This window comes from Streptomyces gottesmaniae, from assembly GCF_031845845.1.
GTDB classification, from domain to species: domain Bacteria; phylum Actinomycetota; class Actinomycetes; order Streptomycetales; family Streptomycetaceae; genus Streptomyces; species Streptomyces akebiae.
The window spans coordinates 113,282-128,555 of record NZ_JAVRFJ010000032.1; the positions used below are offsets into that span (position 1 = coordinate 113,282).

The window sequence follows — 15,274 nt, forward strand, 5'->3', positions numbered from 1 at the left end:
GGTCTCACCGGGCCAGCAGCCGGATGGCCACGCCCTTCTCCTGGGTGTACTCGCGCAGCGCCGCGTACCCGCCGCCCCGGCTGAAGCCACTGTCCTTCTGCATGTTGAAGGGGAAGCCGATGACTCCCGCGTCGTGGAACTGGTTGACCGCCACCTGCCCGGAGCGGACGTCCTTCGCCAGCCGCAGCGCCCGGGAGATGTCGTTGGTCCAGAGGCAGGCCAGCAGGCCGAAGTCCGTCGCGTTCATCGCCTCGGTCGCCTCGGCGGTGTCGCGGAACGACTGCACGGCGAGCACGGGACCGAACACCTCCTCCCGGGCGACGCGCATGCCCGCGTCCACGCGGTCGTACACGGTCGGCGGGACGAACCACCCGTCACCGGTGGGCCTGCCACCGGTGACCAGCCGTGCCCCCTCGCGAGGCGCGTCCTCGAGGAAGCCGCTGACGCGTGCGAACTGCGCGGCGCTGACCAGCGGCCCCATGTCCAGGTCGGCTTCCCAGGGCCCGGTCTTGACGTCGGCCATGCCGGCGGCGACCCGTTCCACGACCTCGTCGTGCACCGAGGCCTCCACGAGCAGCCGGGAACCGGCGTAGCAGTTCTGCCCCGCGTTCTCGGTGATCGAGGCGACGATCGCGGGGATCGCCGTGTCGAGGTCGGCGTCGGCGAAGACCACGTTCGGCGACTTGCCGCCGAGTTCCAGTTTCACCGGGACGAGGTTCTGTGCGGCGGCCGCCATGATCGCCCGCCCGGTGGCGGTGGAGCCGACGAAGCTGATGTGGTCGACACCCGGGTGGGTGGTGAGTGCGACGCCCGCCTCCGGGCCGAGCCCCGCGACGACGTTGATCACGCCCGGCGGGAAGCCGGCACGGCGGGCGAGTTCGACGAGGGCGAACGGCGCCAGCGGCGCGATCTCGGACGGCTTGAGGACGACCGTGTTGCCCGCGGCGAGAGCCGGCGCGACGTTCGCGGCGGTGAGCACCGCGGGAACGTTCCACGGGATGACGACGGCGCACACGCCGTACGGCTCGTGCACCGTGTAGCCCAGGTAGTCGGGGCTGCGCGTCGGCAGCGTGACTCCGGTGAGCTTGTCGGCGGCGCCGGCGAAGTAGTCGACGATGCCGTGCGCGATGTAGATGTTCGTCCGGCCCCCCGACAGGGGCTTGCCCACGTCCTGGGCCTCGACGGCCGCGAGGGCCTCGACCTCGGCGATGACGAGGTCGGCCCACCGCCTGATGAGTGCTCCGCGCTCGCTCGGGTTGGTCGCCGCCCAGGCGGGGAAGGCGCGGCGCGCCGCGCCCACCGCGTCGTCGACGTCGGCGGCGCCCGCCCGGGCCACCTGGGTGATCGCCTGTCGGGTCGCCGGATCGAGGACATCGAGGGTGTCGCCGTCGCGGGCCTCGACCCACTCGCCGTCGATGAAGTGCTGGGAAGAAGGGAAGTCAACAGCCGCCATGGGGGGAACCTTGACCGACCTTGTCCCGCATGTCAATATGCGGTCTCGCTTTGTGATGCATAGAGGAGGCCCTGTGCGTGCCACCGCCGCTCTGCTGGAGCAGCCCGGACAGCCGTTCGTCCTGACCGAGGTGGAACTGGAGGACCCCCGCCCCGACGAGGTCCTCGTCCGTGTCGCCGCCGTCGGCATCTGCGGTACCGACCTCGAGTTCGCCACCTTCTTCCCCACGCCCGCGCTGCTCGGGCACGAAGGGTCGGGTGTCGTCGAGAAGGTCGGCGCGCACGTCACCTCCGTGCGTCCGGGCGACCATGTCGCCATGTCCTTCGCGTCGTGCGGCACGTGCGCGCTGTGCCGCACCGGTTCGCCCGCCTACTGCCGGGGCTTCGACGCGGTGAACTTCTCCGGCCGAAGGCCCGACGGCTCCACCGCGGTCACCCACGAGGGGCGGGAGGTCAATGCCCATTTCCTCGGCCAGTCGTCCTTCGCCAGTCACGTCGTCGCACCGGAGCGGGCGGTCGTCGGGATCGACCCGTCACTGGACCTGCTGCGGGCCGGCCCCTTCGGCTGCGGCTTCCAGACCGGAGCCGGCGGCGTCCTCAACGTGCTGCAGCCACGCCCCGGCTCGTCGATCGCGGTCTTCGGAGCAGGTGCTGTCGGCGTGGCCGCCCTCATCGCCGCCGACTTGAGCGGCTGCGACGTCGTCACCGCCGTCGACGTGAACCCGGCCAAGCTCGAAGCGGCCCGCGGCTTCGGAGCAACCCACACCGTCGACTCCTCGGTCGGGAACACCGCCGAGCAGCTGGCCGCCCTCGTCCCCGAAGGGTTCGACTTCGTGATCGACACCACCGGGCGGGAGGACGTCCTGCGCACCGCCGTGGAGGCTCTCGGGCCGCTCGGTCGCGCCGGTGTCATCGGTATCGGCCCCAGCGAGTCGATGAGCTTCGAATGGCGCAGCATCCTCAACGGGCGCACCGTCACCGGCATCATCGGCGGGTCCAGCCTGCCGCAACTGTTCCTGCCACGGCTGCTCGACCTCAACGCCAAGGGCCGTTTCCCGGTGGAGAAGATGATCACCTACTTCCCGTTCGAGCAGATCAACGAGGCCGTCGCGGCGGTCCGGTCCGGTTCGGTCGGCAAAGCCGTGCTGGCCTTCTGAGCATCGCCCACGGGACGTTGTCGCAGGCGGCGCGACACCTTAGGGTGGCCGACGCCGATGAGGCACCCGGCATCCGGTGGCGCGGCCGGACAACACCGCGCACAGGTCCGAGCACGTGGAGCGTGCCCACCATGTCCGCCGACTTCGACATCGACATCGACTTCGATCACCACTCCGACGAGGCCAACGCCGACCCGGTCGCCTACTACGCGCGCTTCCGTGAGGCCTGCCCGGTAGGCCGCTCCGCGGCACACGGCGGCTTCCACTACACGACGCGATACGCCGACGTGGCCCGCATCGCCCGCGACGACGAGACGTTCTCCTCGGCCCGCAGCGACCACGGTGGTCAAGGAGTCGGCATCGTCATCCCCAAGGGACCCGGGCTGGAGCAGTACCCGATCGAGCTCGACCCGCCGAGTTCCACCGCGTACCGGAAACTGATCAACCCGCTGCTGGCCCCCGAGGCGGTCGAGCAACTGGTTCCCATGATCGAGCGCCACGCCGCCCGCGTCGTGGACGACTTCGTCGAGCTCGGCTCCTGCGACCTCGTCCGCGACCTCACCAACCCGCTGCCGGCCGCGGTGACCCTGGACTGGCTGGGTTTCCCCGAGGAGGACTGGGCCAAGCTGGCCGGGCCGATCCATGACATCTTCGCCGCGCCGGCCGGCAGCGAGCGCGCCGCGCGGGGGGCCGCCGGACTGGCCTACATGGACCGGCGGATCCGCGAGCTGATCGCCGAGCGCCGTTCCGAGCCGAGGTCCGACGGGGTCAGCACGCTGGTGGCCGGCCGGCGTGACGACGGCGGCGAGTTCGGCGAGGACGAACTGGTGTCGGTGATCGGCCTGCTCATCGCCGGCGGCGTCGACACCACCACCTCCCTGACGGGATCGACCCTCGTCCACCTCGCTCGCCACCCCGAGCAGCGCCAGAGGCTGATCGAATCCCCCGGTCTGCTGGACACCGCGACCGAGGAATTCCTCCGCGCGTTCGCTCCGTCGCAGTCGATGGCCCGCACGGTCACCCGGGACACCGAGGTCGCCGGCTGCCCGATGCACGCGGGCGACCGGGTGCTGATCCCGTGGGTCGCCGCCAACCACGACCCCGCAGTGTTCCCCGACCCCGAGCACGTACGACTGGACCGCGACGCCGGCCGGCACCTCAGTTTCGGCATCGGGTCGCACCGGTGCGTCGGCGCGCACCTCGCCCGGGCCATGTTCCGCGCGATGATGACCCAGGTCCTGACCAGGCTGCCCGACTACCGGGTGATCGAGGAGGGGCTCGTTCCCTACCCGACGCGCGGCAACCAGTCCGGCTGGGACGCGGTCCCGGCGGTCTTCACGCCCGGCGCCAGAGCGACCGCGGCGACCGGCTCGATCCGGGCGCTGACCACACCCACTCCGCTGCGGGTGACCGAGGTCCGCGCGGCGGCCGACGGCGTCGTCGCCGTCGACCTCGGCCTGCCGGACGGCGGCGAACTGCCCCGGTGGCGGCCCGGCGCGCACGTCGAGCTGCGTCTGCCCTCGGGCAGGCTGCGCCAGTACTCGCTGTGCGGCGACCCCGCCGACGCCACGACCTGGCGCATCGGCGTCCTTCACGAGCCGCAGGGCCGGGGCGGATCGGTCGAACTCCATGAACTCGCCAGCCCCGGAGCCACCTTCTCGGTACGCGGACCGCGCAACCACTTCCCGCTGCTGCAGGCGCCGTCGTATCTGTTCATCGCCGGCGGTATCGGTGTCACACCGATCCTCGCCATGGTCCGCGAGGCCGCCGGACGCGGCACGCCCTTCACCGTCGTGTACGGCGGCCGCACCCGCTCGACGATGGCGTTCGCGGACGAACTCACCGCCATCGCCGGCGACGCGCTCACCCTGCTCCCCCAGGACGAGGCCGGACTGCCGGATCTCCCCCGGCTGTTGGGCGGGCTGGCCCCGGACGCCGCCGTCTACGCGTGCGGGCCGGCGCCGATGCTGGCGGCGGTCGAACAGGAATGCGCCCGACTGGATCTCACCGACCGGCTGCACCTGGAGCGCTTCGCCGTCGGCGACGACCCGGAGACCACGTTCGACGCCGCTGAGAACCGGGCCTTCGAGGTCCAGCTCGCACGTACGGGAGTCACGCTCACCGTGCCGGCCGACCGCCGCCTCATCGAGGTCCTGCGCGATGCCGTCAGCGGTCTGTCCTACGACTGCGAGAAGGGATACTGCGGTGCCTGCGAGACGCGTGTCCTCGCCGGGACACCCGAACACCGCGACTCCGTGCTCAGCGACGAGGAACGTCTCGCCGGGCGCACGATGATGATCTGCGTCGGCCGCTGCCAGGGCGACCGGCTCGTCATCGACCTCTGAGGGCGGGCCGGGCGGGCACGTCCACCGCCCGCCCGGGCCGACGCATCACGTCGTAGGCCACCATCGCCGCGCGCAGGACCTCCAAGCACGACCATGGGCTCCGTCCGAAGACCGGACGGGGCCCATTTCTCGACGCACCGCCATCCCCTTTTACGAGATGGCGTGTTGCAATACGAGACGCTTTTACCGCGTCGCCCCAGAGGTGAAACACCACGGCAACAGGGCGTTCCTAGCGTCGGGCCATCGCTTACAGAAAAAGGTGGGCCATGACCGTGACCGACTCTCCCCTGCTCGATGTTGCCGCGACCGGCTTCCCGATCCTCCAGCCGCATCGTGGAGTGATCGCCTCGACGACCTACGTCCCGGCCACGCCCGGGAACACCCTGTGGGGTCGTCTTCCGTGCGAGGCGGACGCACCGTGCGCGGTCGTGCGACCGGGCACGGTCATCACGGTCGACACGATCAGCCACGAGGGAGTTCTGGAGGACCAGGGCCGCGATCCGCGTGAGTTCTTCGGCCGTCACGGCGTCAGCGGCGGCCATGTGCTCGACGACGCCCAGCAGGTGGCGGACTCGGGCATGCCGCACGACTTCGACGACGACGGGCCGCACCTCGTCACCGGACCGATCGCCGTGACCGGCGCCCGGCCGGGCGATCTGCTCGCCGTGACCGTCCTCGACCTCACCCCGCGGGTCCCGTACGGCATGGTCTCCGCACGCCACGGCTTCGGCGCACTCCCCGGCGAGATGCCGTCACTGCCCGGCCCCGTGGTCACCTTCGCTACGGCACACGCGGATCCCCACGGTGCGTGGGGCCGGATGGCCGTCGACCCGAAGGACCCCTCCCGCGGCTCACTGCGCTTCCCGCTACGGCCGTTCCTCGGCGTCATGGGCGTGGCGGTGCCCGGGGAGGAGCGACCGCACTCGGTCCCGCCGGGGCGCCACGGGGGCAACATCGATGTCTCCCTGCTCGGCGAGGGCGCCACGCTGTTCCTTCCGGTGCAGGTCGACGACGCGTTGGTCTACTTCGGGGATCCCCACTTCGCGCAGGGCGACGGCGAGGTCGCCCTGACAGCGTTCGAGGCATCGCTGCGCGCCACCGTGAAGCTCGACGTGGTGCCGGGCGGTGCGGCGCTGCGCCCCGGCCACGGCCGCGTCGCCCCGTTCGCCGAGACGGACGACTACCTCGTGCCGATCGGCCTGGACGAGGACCTGAACGAGGCGATGCGGGACTGCGTGCGTTGCGCGCTGGACCTGCTCGCGACCGACTACGGCATCGACCGCCATCTGGCGATGGCGTACCTCAGCGCGGCGGGCGACTTCGCCGTCTCCCAAGTCGTCGACGGTGTGAAGGGTGTTCACGGGAAGATCCGTAAGTCGGACTTCCGCGAGGTCGTCCGACCGGGCTGACCGGTGGGCCGCGCCGATCTCCGCCCCGCCGTGGATGGGGGCCCGGCGGCGGTTCAGGCCCAGGAGCAGAGGGCCACGGGCCAGACGCACGCGGCGACCGCGGCCAGGATCTCGGCGCAGGCCGGGCCCAGGGACCGCACCGCCGCCTCGCACTCGCCCCCGTCCTGATCCCCCGATGTCACCGCGCACGCAGTCGCCAGTGCGGTCAGCGCGACGGAGCGATCATCAGCCCCACTGCGCGGAGACCGGACCACGGCACCCCGTCGCTCCCCGCACAGGACGTCGTAGCGACGGGCCGAATCGGTCGGCAAGGGCAACCGCCGCGGCCTGCGGACGAGGAGGCCGTCAGTGATCAACCCGGCCGCGAGACGCTTGTGCGCGCCGGCACTCAGGATCCTGACCCACTGCGATGCCGTGCGCGGCCTGCGCGACGACTGGATCCGCGCGAGAACCTCGCCGAGTACGCGGTCGCGCGGCTGTGCGGCACGGGCGGCACGGGCGGCACGGGCGGCGACAAGATGTCCGTCAACCGTGTCGATGCAGCCGTCCAGAGCCAGTTCCATCAGCATCGCACCGCTCAGACCGAAATCGAGACCGGTGCGATAGCTGGGGACACGCCCCTGTCCATCCAGGTACACGGCCAGCATGAACTCGCCGGCGAGAGTCGTAGCGAGAGTCGTTCTGGCACCTTCCTTCATCCCTGGTCTCCCCTTCGCGGCGCCTCGGCCTGGACTTCCGGGTGCTTCCGCCTCTGGCGTCGAACCAGGTCCCGGAGGGTCAGACACAGCACTATGGAGGTCACGCACCCTCACGTCAATGCAAGACGCCGTCCCGGTATACAGAACGCTCCTGGACACATTCCGCAGGCCACCACGCTCCGCACTCCGCGGGAAGCCCGTCACCGTCCCGGAGGTTAGGGGTGGCGGGGGCCCGACGTAGGGGGCGTCTGTGCTGGCGGGGCAGGGGCGTCGCGGCGTCCAATGGGCGGGTACGGCCGCCCCGCCGCTCACGCCGTCCCGACGGCACGCAGGCGAGTGGGTGTCCGCGGTCTCGCGGGAGGGCTCTGTCGCGCCCCGCCCGGCCGGCCCTGCGGCGCGGCAACCGTCTGGAACGAAAGGACTCGCCTCAGCATGGTGACGAACTCCGAGAGGTGGATCAGGCGTTACCACCCTGCGCCGGACGCCTCGACGCGCCTGGTCTGCTTCCCGCACGCCGGTGGCTCCGCCACCTACTACCACCCGGTCTCACGGGCCCTGTCGCCGGAGATCGACGTGGTGGCGGTGCAGTATCCGGGGCGTCAGGAGCGCCGCACGGAGCCCCTGGTGGACAGCATCGAGGAACTGGCCGACCTCATCGTCCCGGAGCTCGAACCCTGGATCGACAGGCCGTTGACCTTCTTCGGGCACAGCATGGGCGCGTCGCTGGCCTACGAGGTGGCCCTGCGGCTGGAGGCCAGGGGCACCACACTGCTCGGTCTCTTCGCCTCGGGGCGCCGGGCGCCGTCGCGGTGGCGGGACGAGCGGGTGCACCAGTCCGGCGACGAGGGGCTCCTGCGGGAACTGCGCGGCCTGAGCGGCACGGACCCGGCGGTGCTCGGGGACGAGGACGTCCTGCGGATGATCCTCCCCGCCGTACGCAGCGACTACCGGGCCGCCGAGACCTATCGCCCGCAGCAGGGCCCGCGGTTGGGCTGCCCCGTGGTGGTCATGATCGGCAACTCCGATCCGAAGGTCAGCGAGGACGAGGCCCGCTCGTGGGCCGAGCACACGGCCAAGGACACCACATTCCGCTTCTTCGACGGCGGTCACTTCTATCTCAACTCGCACGCCCCGGAGGTGCTTCGGGAGATCCGGCAGTTCGTCGCGGAGCGTGCGGCCGTTGCCGCGAAATGACCCTTATCCGTCTTCCGCCTTCACCGGTCGGTGAAGGCGGAAGCCGGCTGACGGCTGACGGCTGACGGCTGACGGCTGACGGCTGACGGCTGACGGTCAGGCGATGATCTGCAACAGGCCGGCGTCGCGCAGCTCTTCGATCCAGAGACTGAGATCCGACCGCATGTACTCGGGGTTGAGGTCCCAGTGCTTCGCCAAGAGCGCGGCCGCGGCGTCGGGCCGGCCGCCCTGCTGAAGCAGGGCGATCCACATCGCGGTGCTGATGGCACTGCACAGGAAGCGAGAACCGGACGCAGGGCAGGTGAGTTCCAGCCGTCCGTCCTCCAGGACGGCGACGTCCACCCCCGGCCGAGCCCGCACGCGCACGGAAGGCCTCCGTCTCGTTGAGTTACTCCGGCGACGCTTCCAACGAGAGGCGTCGCTCGCACTACATGCCTTGGGCACATTACCCATCGGCATGCCGGAAACAAGCCTCTACCCCATTGGTCTTGCCGGTTTTTAACACACTCCATGCAAACTCTTGGCGAAACGGCATTGTGGCGTGAGAGGCGATCGCCACCGAATTCCAGATAGTCGGCCCGCTGTCCTGCGGCGGCTCCGGGACAACCGATCCGACCAGGTGGCGTTTTGCGGTAAAAATACCAAGAAAAACGACACGGAATTTAAGTGCCGATTCGGAGGACACGAGTGCGGTTGGTATCGGCTCTCCGGACAGGCAGGGCGGACGACGAACCGTTTCAGGGGAAAACAGTCATATGCCGTCCAGAATCCCCGCGACGGTGTGGTGGCGGCGGGGGGAATCGGAAGGACAACGATAGGGCAGACGTCCCGGCGACCAGTACCCCTACTCAGCCCCTCTCAGCCCCTAGACCTCGTTCACAACCGGATCGCCCGACCCCGCATCGCCACCGGGCGCACCCGTCGCATCCGTAACGTCGGACGCGACGACACCGAGGCCCTGGCCCACGGCTCGCAAGGCATCCACCATGTCCTGGCCCGTGGGCGCGCGTTCGCCGTCGAGAAGCCATTGAAGGCTCAGCCCCGCGAGCATGGCGAGATGCAAAGAGCCGACGGCACGGGCGACGCGATTGTCCTCACGGGCGTCGCCGGGCGCGATGAATTCGGCCATCGCACCGCGGGCGCGTTCATAGTCGTCGGCCAACTGCTTCCGCAATTCCGGCGCATGCTCAGCCTGGGCAAATGCCTCGATACTGGCCACGAGCAAGGGGCGATGCGACTGGAAGGATTTCGTCACCCGTGTCCACATGGCGACGAGTTGCTCCTCGCCACTCTCACCGGATCCTCCCTGACCGGGCATCGCCCGTTCAAGTTCTTCGCCCCACTCCTCGAACGCCTCCATCACTGCGGCATTCAGCAGTGCCTCCTTCGACCCGAAGTGATAGCCGATCGAGGCGAGGTTCGTGCCCGACGCGGCGACGATGTCACGGGCCGTGGTGCGCGCATAACCGCGCTCGTAGAGGCAGCGTTTGGCGCCTGCCAACAACTGCTCGCGGTGTCCCATGCGGGCAATCCTACGAGACATTGGCGCGTTCGTGTGCCCCTCTAAAACAGAATCCACGAGCCAGCTATACATCCGTCCTACACATCCGTATAGTACCGCTCATGGCTACCAATCCGTCACTGAAGGCGACCGGACGGGAGTGGGCCAGCCTCGCCGTGCTGACCCTTCCGGTGCTCCTCATCTCCATGGACATGACCGTCCTCTACTTCGCTCTGCCCTTCCTCAGCGCCGACCTGGAACCGAGCAGCACCCAGCTGCTCTGGATCATGGACATCTATTCGTTCCTGCTGGCCGGCCTGCTCATCACGATGGGCACGCTCGGCGACCGCATCGGCCGCCGAAAGCTGCTCATGCTGGGCGCCGCCGCCTTCGGCGCCGCCTCGGCGGCGGCCGCCATGGCCGGCAGCGCCGAAATGCTCATCGTGGCAAGGGCCTTACTCGGTATCGGCGGGGCGACGCTGATGCCCTCGACCCTCTCCCTGATCCGCAACATGTTCCGCGACGACCAGCAGCGCCGCACCGCCGTCTCTGTGTGGACCGCCGCCCTGGCCGGCGGCGCCGCACTCGGCCCCCTGCTCGGTGGGGCCCTCCTGGAGCACTTCTGGTGGGGCTCCGCGTTCCTGGTCAACGTGCCCGTCATGGTGCTGCTGCTCATCCTCGGGCCGCTGCTGCTGCCGGAGTTCCGCGACCCCGATCCCGGTAAGTTCGACCTGCTGAGCACCGCGCTCAGCCTCGCCGCCGTACTGCCCGTCATCTACGGCATGAAGAAGATCGCCGAGGACGGCGTGGCGGTCGTCCCACTGGCGACGATCGGCGTCGGTCTGCTGGTCGGCATCGTGTTCGTCCTGCGCCAGCGCAAGCTCACCCATCCCCTGCTCGACGTGTCGCTGTTCCGGCAGCGCGCCTTCAGCACCTCGGTGGGCACCAACGTCCTGGCGATGTTCGCCATGGTCGGCTTCGGCCTGTTCACCTCGCAGTATCTGCAACTGGTGTACGGCCTGCGGCCGTGGAGCGCCGGCCTGTGGACCCTGCCGGCCGCCGGCGCGACGATGGTCAGCGCGACCCTCGCGGCCGTCCTCGTGCAGAAGATCCGGCCGGCGTACGTCATCTCCGCGGCCCTTCTGCTCGCTTCGGCCGGGTTCGGGGTCATCGCACAGGTCGAGGCCGATTCCGAACTCGCCCTCGTCATCACGGGCGCCACGATGATGGCGGCCGGCGTGGGCGTCGTACTGACGCTCGCCGCCGACCTGATCATCGCCGCCGCGCCACCGGAGCGCGCGGGCTCGGCCTCCGGACTGTCGGAGACCTGCGCCGAGTTCGGTGGCGCTCTGGGTATCGCGGTCCTCGGCAGCATCGGTGCCGCCGTCTACCGCCAGTCCATGGACGACGACATGCCGTCGGGGATCCCCGAGGCCGCGAGCGAGGTCGCGCACGAGACGTTGGGCGGTGCCGTACAGGTCGCCGGACAGCTGCCGGAGGACCTCGCGGGACTCCTGCTCACGGCGAGCCGGGAGGCATTCACCGAGGGCATGCAGATCGCCTCCTACACGGCGGCCGGAGTGATGCTCGTCGCCGCGGTACTGGCGGGGCTGATGCTGCGTCATCTGCGGATCGACGGCCCGTCGGCAGGGGATCCGCATGCCGCGGCCCCGAGTTCGCATGTCCACGACGCCAAGCTTTCCACCCGCTGATCGGGCCCCTGACGGCGGTTCGACCGCCCCTGTGGCCGCTCGTGCCATCAGCCCTTTCGCGTCGGCCGATCACGGTCGGCCGACGCGGAGGGCTGAGCGAGCGGCGCCAGTGGTGGCCGCCGCCTCGCCTCGGGCCCGTGGGGACGATCTCCATCACTATGAGCGGGCAGGTGCGCCCGCTGGGGGAGGAACGTCTGCGAGTGTTAATCGAACCGGAAACCGTGGCGCTGGTGCGCGAGGACGGAACCATGCAACTGGAGTCCCCACGCACGGGCAGTACCTACCTCTGCGGGCCGATGGGCACCGCCATATGGATCGCCCTGCAGCAGCATGCGGGGCACGTCGAGCCGGCGGTCGAGGTGCTGGCCGTGAGATGGAACCGCAACCCACGATGGCTCAAAGCCGATTTCGACACCTTCATCGGCGAGTTGAGGGACGCCGATCTCGTCAGTGTCGTGGAGTGAGAGCCGCACGCATGACCAGCCATAACCGCCACACGAGTGCACGAGAGCCGCACGCAGTACCAGTCTAGAGAACTGCAGGACCAAAACACCAGGCCCCGACGGACAAGTGGTCGACGATGTGACGGCCGGATCGGCCACATCAGTCGGAACGACCACATCAGTCTGAGCGGCCCGACCGGTCCGATCAGTCGAATCGGTCCGATCAGTCGAATCGGTCGGATCGGTCGGATCAGTCGGTACCAGGCGTCGGTGAGAGCTGTCGGACGGGCCGGCGACAGGTGGCGCAAAGTGGTGGGGGGGCCCCCCCCCGGGGGGCCCCCACCACCTCCCTGCTCGGGCCGGTCGGTCCACGGACCGCTCGGTGGGCCGGTCAGTCCGCGGACAGTTCACCGTCGAGGATGTCGAAGAGCTCGTCGGCCGTGACGGCGTCGATGTCGGCCTCGTCCTCCCGCTCCGGCCGCCCCGCACCGCCCTGCGACAGCCTGGCCGCCAGCGCCCTCAACCGGTCCGCCGCGGGCGCAAGTCCCGCGTCCCCGGGCGAGACCGCCGCCGCCGCGACAGCGGCCTCCAGCCGGACGATCTCGCGCATGAGGTCCGCCGTGGCCTCCTCGTCCGTGGGTGCGAGGTGCTCCTTGAAGTAACCCGCCACCGCTGCGGGAGTCGGATAGTCGAACACGAGCGTCGTGGGTGGCCGCAGACCCGTCGCGACGCCCAGCCGGTTGCGTATCTGCACGGCGCCCAGCGAGTCGACGCCCAACTCCTGGAACCCTCGCTCCGGTTCGATCGCCTCGGGGCCGGCGTATCCCAGAACCGCAGCGACCTGCCCACGCACCAGATCCAGCAGAAGACGGTCCCGGTCGGCGGGAGCGAGTTCCGCGAGGCGCCGGATCAGCGCCGCCCGGTCGTTCTCGGCACTCGTCGCGGCAGCCGTCCGACGAGCGGGGCCACCGAGCAGCTTGCGGACGATGTCCGGCACCTGGTCCTGAGGCCTCGACCGTAGCGCCGCGAGGTCCAGACGCACAGGCAGCACGACCGGCTCGCCGAGCGCCGCCGCCGCGTCGAAGAGTGCGAGTCCCTCCGCCGTGGCGAGCGGCCGGACACCGGAACGCCCTATGCGGTCCAGGTCGGAGCCCTCCAACGCGGCGACCATGCCGGTGCGTTCGCTCCACAGACCCCACGCCAGTGACAGCGCCGGCAGGCCCTGTCCTCGTCTGTGCTGCGCCAGTGCGTCGAGGAAGACGTTGGCCGCCGCGTAGTTGGCCTGCCCCGCGCCGTCCAGTGTGCCCGCCGCGGAGGAGAAGAGTACGAAGGCGTCCAGTTCCCGTTCCGCCGTGAGCTCGTGCAGGTACCAGGCGGCGTCGGTCTTGGGTCGCATGACCGCGTCCAGACGGTCGGGGCTCATCGTCTCGACCACCCCGTCGTCGAGCACACCGGCGGCGTGTACGACCGCGGTGAGCGGCGCTTCGTCCGCGACGCCCGCGAGGAGATCCCGCAGTGCCGACCGGTCGGAGACATCACACGCGACGACGTCGACCCGAGCGCCCAACTCACCGAGTTCCGCGACGAGTTCGGCGGCTCCGGGTGTGTCGAGGCCCCGTCGGCTGGTCAGCAGCAGACGCCGTGCACCGTGCTCGGCGACCAAGTGCCTGGCGACGACGGCACCGAGGCCTCCAGTACCGCCGGTGACCAGTACGGTGCCTGTCACCGCCTTGCCGAACTCCTGGCCGCCTGTCTCGTCGAGCGCCTCGGCCGTCGGAGCGTGGGCGGGAGCGAGACGCGGGCTGAGCAACTCACCATCACGCACGGCGAGTTGGGACGCGCCGACAGCCAGGGCGGCCAGGACCCGGTCCATGGGATCGGACATGGCGTCGGCTGCATCACCGAGGCCGTCGGCCGGGGGGAGGTCGAGGAGTGCGAAGCGGTCGGGGTGCTCCGACTGGGCGGCACGCACCAGACCCCACAGCGCGGAGGACGCCAGGCCCGGCACGGATTCCCCGGCCTGCACCCCGATCGCGCCCCGGGTCACCCATACCAGCCGGGACGAGGCCCACCGGTCGTCGGACAGCCACTGCTGTATGAGCGCGAGCGCCCGGGCGGTGATGCTTCGCACCGCGGTCGGCATTGCCTGTGTCTCCGAGGGAGCGGACGCCCATGCGTCCACGTCGACGAGGACCCACTCCGGCACCCGGCCGGTGCGATCCGTGACGATCGCTGCCGGGTCCGAGGCCACCGGGGTGTTCTTACCGAACGCACCCGCCAGTTCGGAGCCGATCCCCAGCAGCACGCAGCTCGGCGACTCTGTCAGCGGGGCGTGCGCCGTCGGGGTCCAGTCGACCCTGAACAGCGACTCCGTTCGTGCGCTGGTCCCACTGGCGGCGTTGAGTTGTTCGGCGCTGATCTCGCGGGTGACGAGGGAGTCGACACGTGCGACGGGCAACCCAGCCGCGTCAGCCAACTCCACGCCGAAGCCATCGTCGCCCACCGGCCACAGACGGACCCGCAACGACGACGCACCCGAAGCGAACAGCGACACACCCGACCAAGCGAACGGCAACCGCACACCCCCGCCCCCCTCCTCAGGGACGAAGGAACCAAACCCCGCCGCCTGCAACGCCGCGTCCAACAGCGCCGGATGCAGACCGAAACCCTCCACCGACACCCCCTCCGGCAGCCCGACCTCCGCGAACACCTCCCCCCCACCACGCCACACACGCCTCACACCCTGGAACAGCGGACCGTACTCATACCCCTGCGCCGCCAAACCCTCATACAGACCATCCAGATCAACCCCAACAGCACCCGCCGGAGGCCACACCCCCGACAACAACTCCGACTGCCCGAACTGAGACCGGGACCGGGGGTCGGCATCACTCTCAGGAGCCACATAACCGGTGGCATGACACACCCACGACCCCTGCACCCCCTCACCCTCACCAGAACCGGAATACACACCCACCGAACGGCGGCCACCGTCCTCAACCGCACCCACCACCACCTGCACCCGCACCGCACCCCGCGCCGGCACCACCAACGGCGCCGCCAGCATCAACTCCTCGACACGCCCGCACCCCACCTCGTCACCGGCCCGCACCACCAACTCCACGAACGCAGCCCCCGGCAGCAACACCACACCCGACACCGCATGATCAGCCAGCCACGGATGCGACGACCGCGCGATCCGGCCGGTGAACAACACCCCACCAGCCCCCGCAACACCCACACCCGCACCCAGCAGTTCGTGCTCGACGGCGACCTGCCCCAGCCCCGCCACATCACCCGACACCACACCCGCATCCAGCCACAACCGCTCCCGCTGGAAGGCATACGTCGGCAACTCCACCC

Annotated in this window: 12 protein-coding genes; 6 read left to right on the top strand and 6 right to left on the bottom strand. The window is 70.1% G+C overall.

All coding sequences use genetic code 11. The features are described 5' to 3' along the window. Nucleotides 1-4: 4 nt before the first annotated feature. Nucleotides 5-1,453: an aldehyde dehydrogenase family protein gene (locus tag RM704_RS31020; RefSeq protein ID WP_033532343.1), complete on the bottom strand. Its 1,449-nt coding sequence runs from the start codon at nucleotides 1,451-1,453 to the stop codon at nucleotides 5-7. A 73-nt stretch (nucleotides 1,454-1,526) separates the two neighbouring features. On the opposite strand from RM704_RS31020, the gene RM704_RS31025 reads away from it, so the two are divergent. The 3 genes from RM704_RS31025 to RM704_RS31035 all read left to right on the top strand — a co-directional run bounded on the left by RM704_RS31025 (nucleotide 1,527) and on the right by RM704_RS31035 (nucleotide 6,363). Further along, a complete protein-coding gene (locus RM704_RS31025) occupies nucleotides 1,527-2,609 on the top strand; it encodes an NAD(P)-dependent alcohol dehydrogenase (RefSeq protein ID WP_033532342.1) in 1,083 nt (360 codons plus the stop codon). Between the two features lie 131 nt (nucleotides 2,610-2,740). Continuing rightward, nucleotides 2,741-4,954 (top strand): cytochrome P450/oxidoreductase, encoded by a 2,214-nt coding sequence (locus RM704_RS31030; RefSeq protein WP_052146587.1) that lies wholly within the window; start codon nucleotides 2,741-2,743, stop codon nucleotides 4,952-4,954. Between the two features lie 272 nt (nucleotides 4,955-5,226). Then, nucleotides 5,227-6,363 (top strand): acetamidase/formamidase family protein, encoded by a 1,137-nt coding sequence (locus RM704_RS31035; RefSeq protein WP_311591446.1) that lies wholly within the window; start codon nucleotides 5,227-5,229, stop codon nucleotides 6,361-6,363. Between the two features lie 53 nt (nucleotides 6,364-6,416). Here RM704_RS31035 and RM704_RS31040 read toward each other — a convergent pair whose 3' ends face one another. Beyond that, the gene (locus tag RM704_RS31040) at nucleotides 6,417-7,061 is read right to left on the bottom strand and encodes a GOLPH3/VPS74 family protein (RefSeq protein ID WP_033532341.1); all 645 of its coding nucleotides are present in this window, start codon (nucleotides 7,059-7,061) and stop codon (nucleotides 6,417-6,419) included. Between the two features lie 432 nt (nucleotides 7,062-7,493). Between RM704_RS31040 and RM704_RS31045 the strand changes: the two genes are divergently transcribed. After that, nucleotides 7,494-8,255 (top strand): thioesterase II family protein, encoded by a 762-nt coding sequence (locus RM704_RS31045; RefSeq protein WP_107072466.1) that lies wholly within the window; start codon nucleotides 7,494-7,496, stop codon nucleotides 8,253-8,255. A gap of 96 nt (nucleotides 8,256-8,351) precedes the next feature. On the opposite strand, the gene RM704_RS31050 is transcribed toward RM704_RS31045, so the two are convergent. The 3 genes from RM704_RS31050 to RM704_RS31060 form a co-directional block, all read right to left on the bottom strand. Next, nucleotides 8,352-8,621 (bottom strand): hypothetical protein, encoded by a 270-nt coding sequence (locus RM704_RS31050; protein ID WP_033532340.1) that lies wholly within the window; start codon nucleotides 8,619-8,621, stop codon nucleotides 8,352-8,354. A gap of 79 nt (nucleotides 8,622-8,700) precedes the next feature. Next, nucleotides 8,701-8,940 carry a hypothetical protein gene (locus tag RM704_RS31055; RefSeq protein ID WP_157856839.1) on the bottom strand — a complete coding sequence of 80 codons (240 nt, stop codon included), beginning with the start codon at nucleotides 8,938-8,940 and terminating at the stop codon, nucleotides 8,701-8,703. Between the two features lie 180 nt (nucleotides 8,941-9,120). Continuing rightward, on the bottom strand, nucleotides 9,121-9,777 hold the full coding sequence (locus RM704_RS31060) for a TetR/AcrR family transcriptional regulator (protein WP_052146584.1): 657 nt from the start codon (nucleotides 9,775-9,777) through the stop codon (nucleotides 9,121-9,123). 101 nt (nucleotides 9,778-9,878) lie between these two features. On the opposite strand from RM704_RS31060, the gene RM704_RS31065 reads away from it, so the two are divergent. Together RM704_RS31065 and RM704_RS31070 are read left to right on the top strand one after the other, a co-directional pair. Further along, nucleotides 9,879-11,468, top strand: coding sequence for an MFS transporter (locus tag RM704_RS31065; RefSeq protein WP_052146583.1), 1,590 nt, complete (start codon nucleotides 9,879-9,881; stop codon nucleotides 11,466-11,468). Nucleotides 11,469-11,605: 137 nt separating this feature from the next. Continuing rightward, entirely contained in the window at nucleotides 11,606-11,932 is a 327-nt protein-coding gene (locus RM704_RS31070) for a PqqD family peptide modification chaperone (RefSeq protein WP_157856838.1), read from the top strand. Nucleotides 11,933-12,302: 370 nt separating this feature from the next. Here the strand turns inward: RM704_RS31070 and RM704_RS31075 are convergent, their stop codons facing one another. Continuing rightward, entirely contained in the window at nucleotides 12,303-15,272 is a 2,970-nt protein-coding gene (locus RM704_RS31075; RefSeq protein ID WP_311591452.1) for a type I polyketide synthase, read from the bottom strand. Nucleotides 15,273-15,274 lie beyond the last annotated feature (2 nt).

Excerpts from the sequence above, each read along its gene's own strand:
- RM704_RS31020 (WP_033532343.1), bottom strand. The coding sequence starts at position 1,453 with ATGGCGGCTGTTGACTTCCCTTCTTCCCAGCACTTCATCGACGGCGAG.
- RM704_RS31030 (WP_052146587.1), top strand. The coding sequence starts at position 2,741 with ATGTCCGCCGACTTCGACATCGACATCGACTTCGATCACCACTCCGAC.
- RM704_RS31040 (WP_033532341.1), bottom strand. The coding sequence starts at position 7,061 with ATGAAGGAAGGTGCCAGAACGACTCTCGCTACGACTCTCGCCGGCGAG.
- RM704_RS31045 (WP_107072466.1), top strand. The coding sequence starts at position 7,494 with ATGGTGACGAACTCCGAGAGGTGGATCAGGCGTTACCACCCTGCGCCG.
- RM704_RS31060 (WP_052146584.1), bottom strand. The coding sequence starts at position 9,777 with ATGGGACACCGCGAGCAGTTGTTGGCAGGCGCCAAACGCTGCCTCTAC.
- RM704_RS31065 (WP_052146583.1), top strand. The coding sequence starts at position 9,879 with ATGGCTACCAATCCGTCACTGAAGGCGACCGGACGGGAGTGGGCCAGC.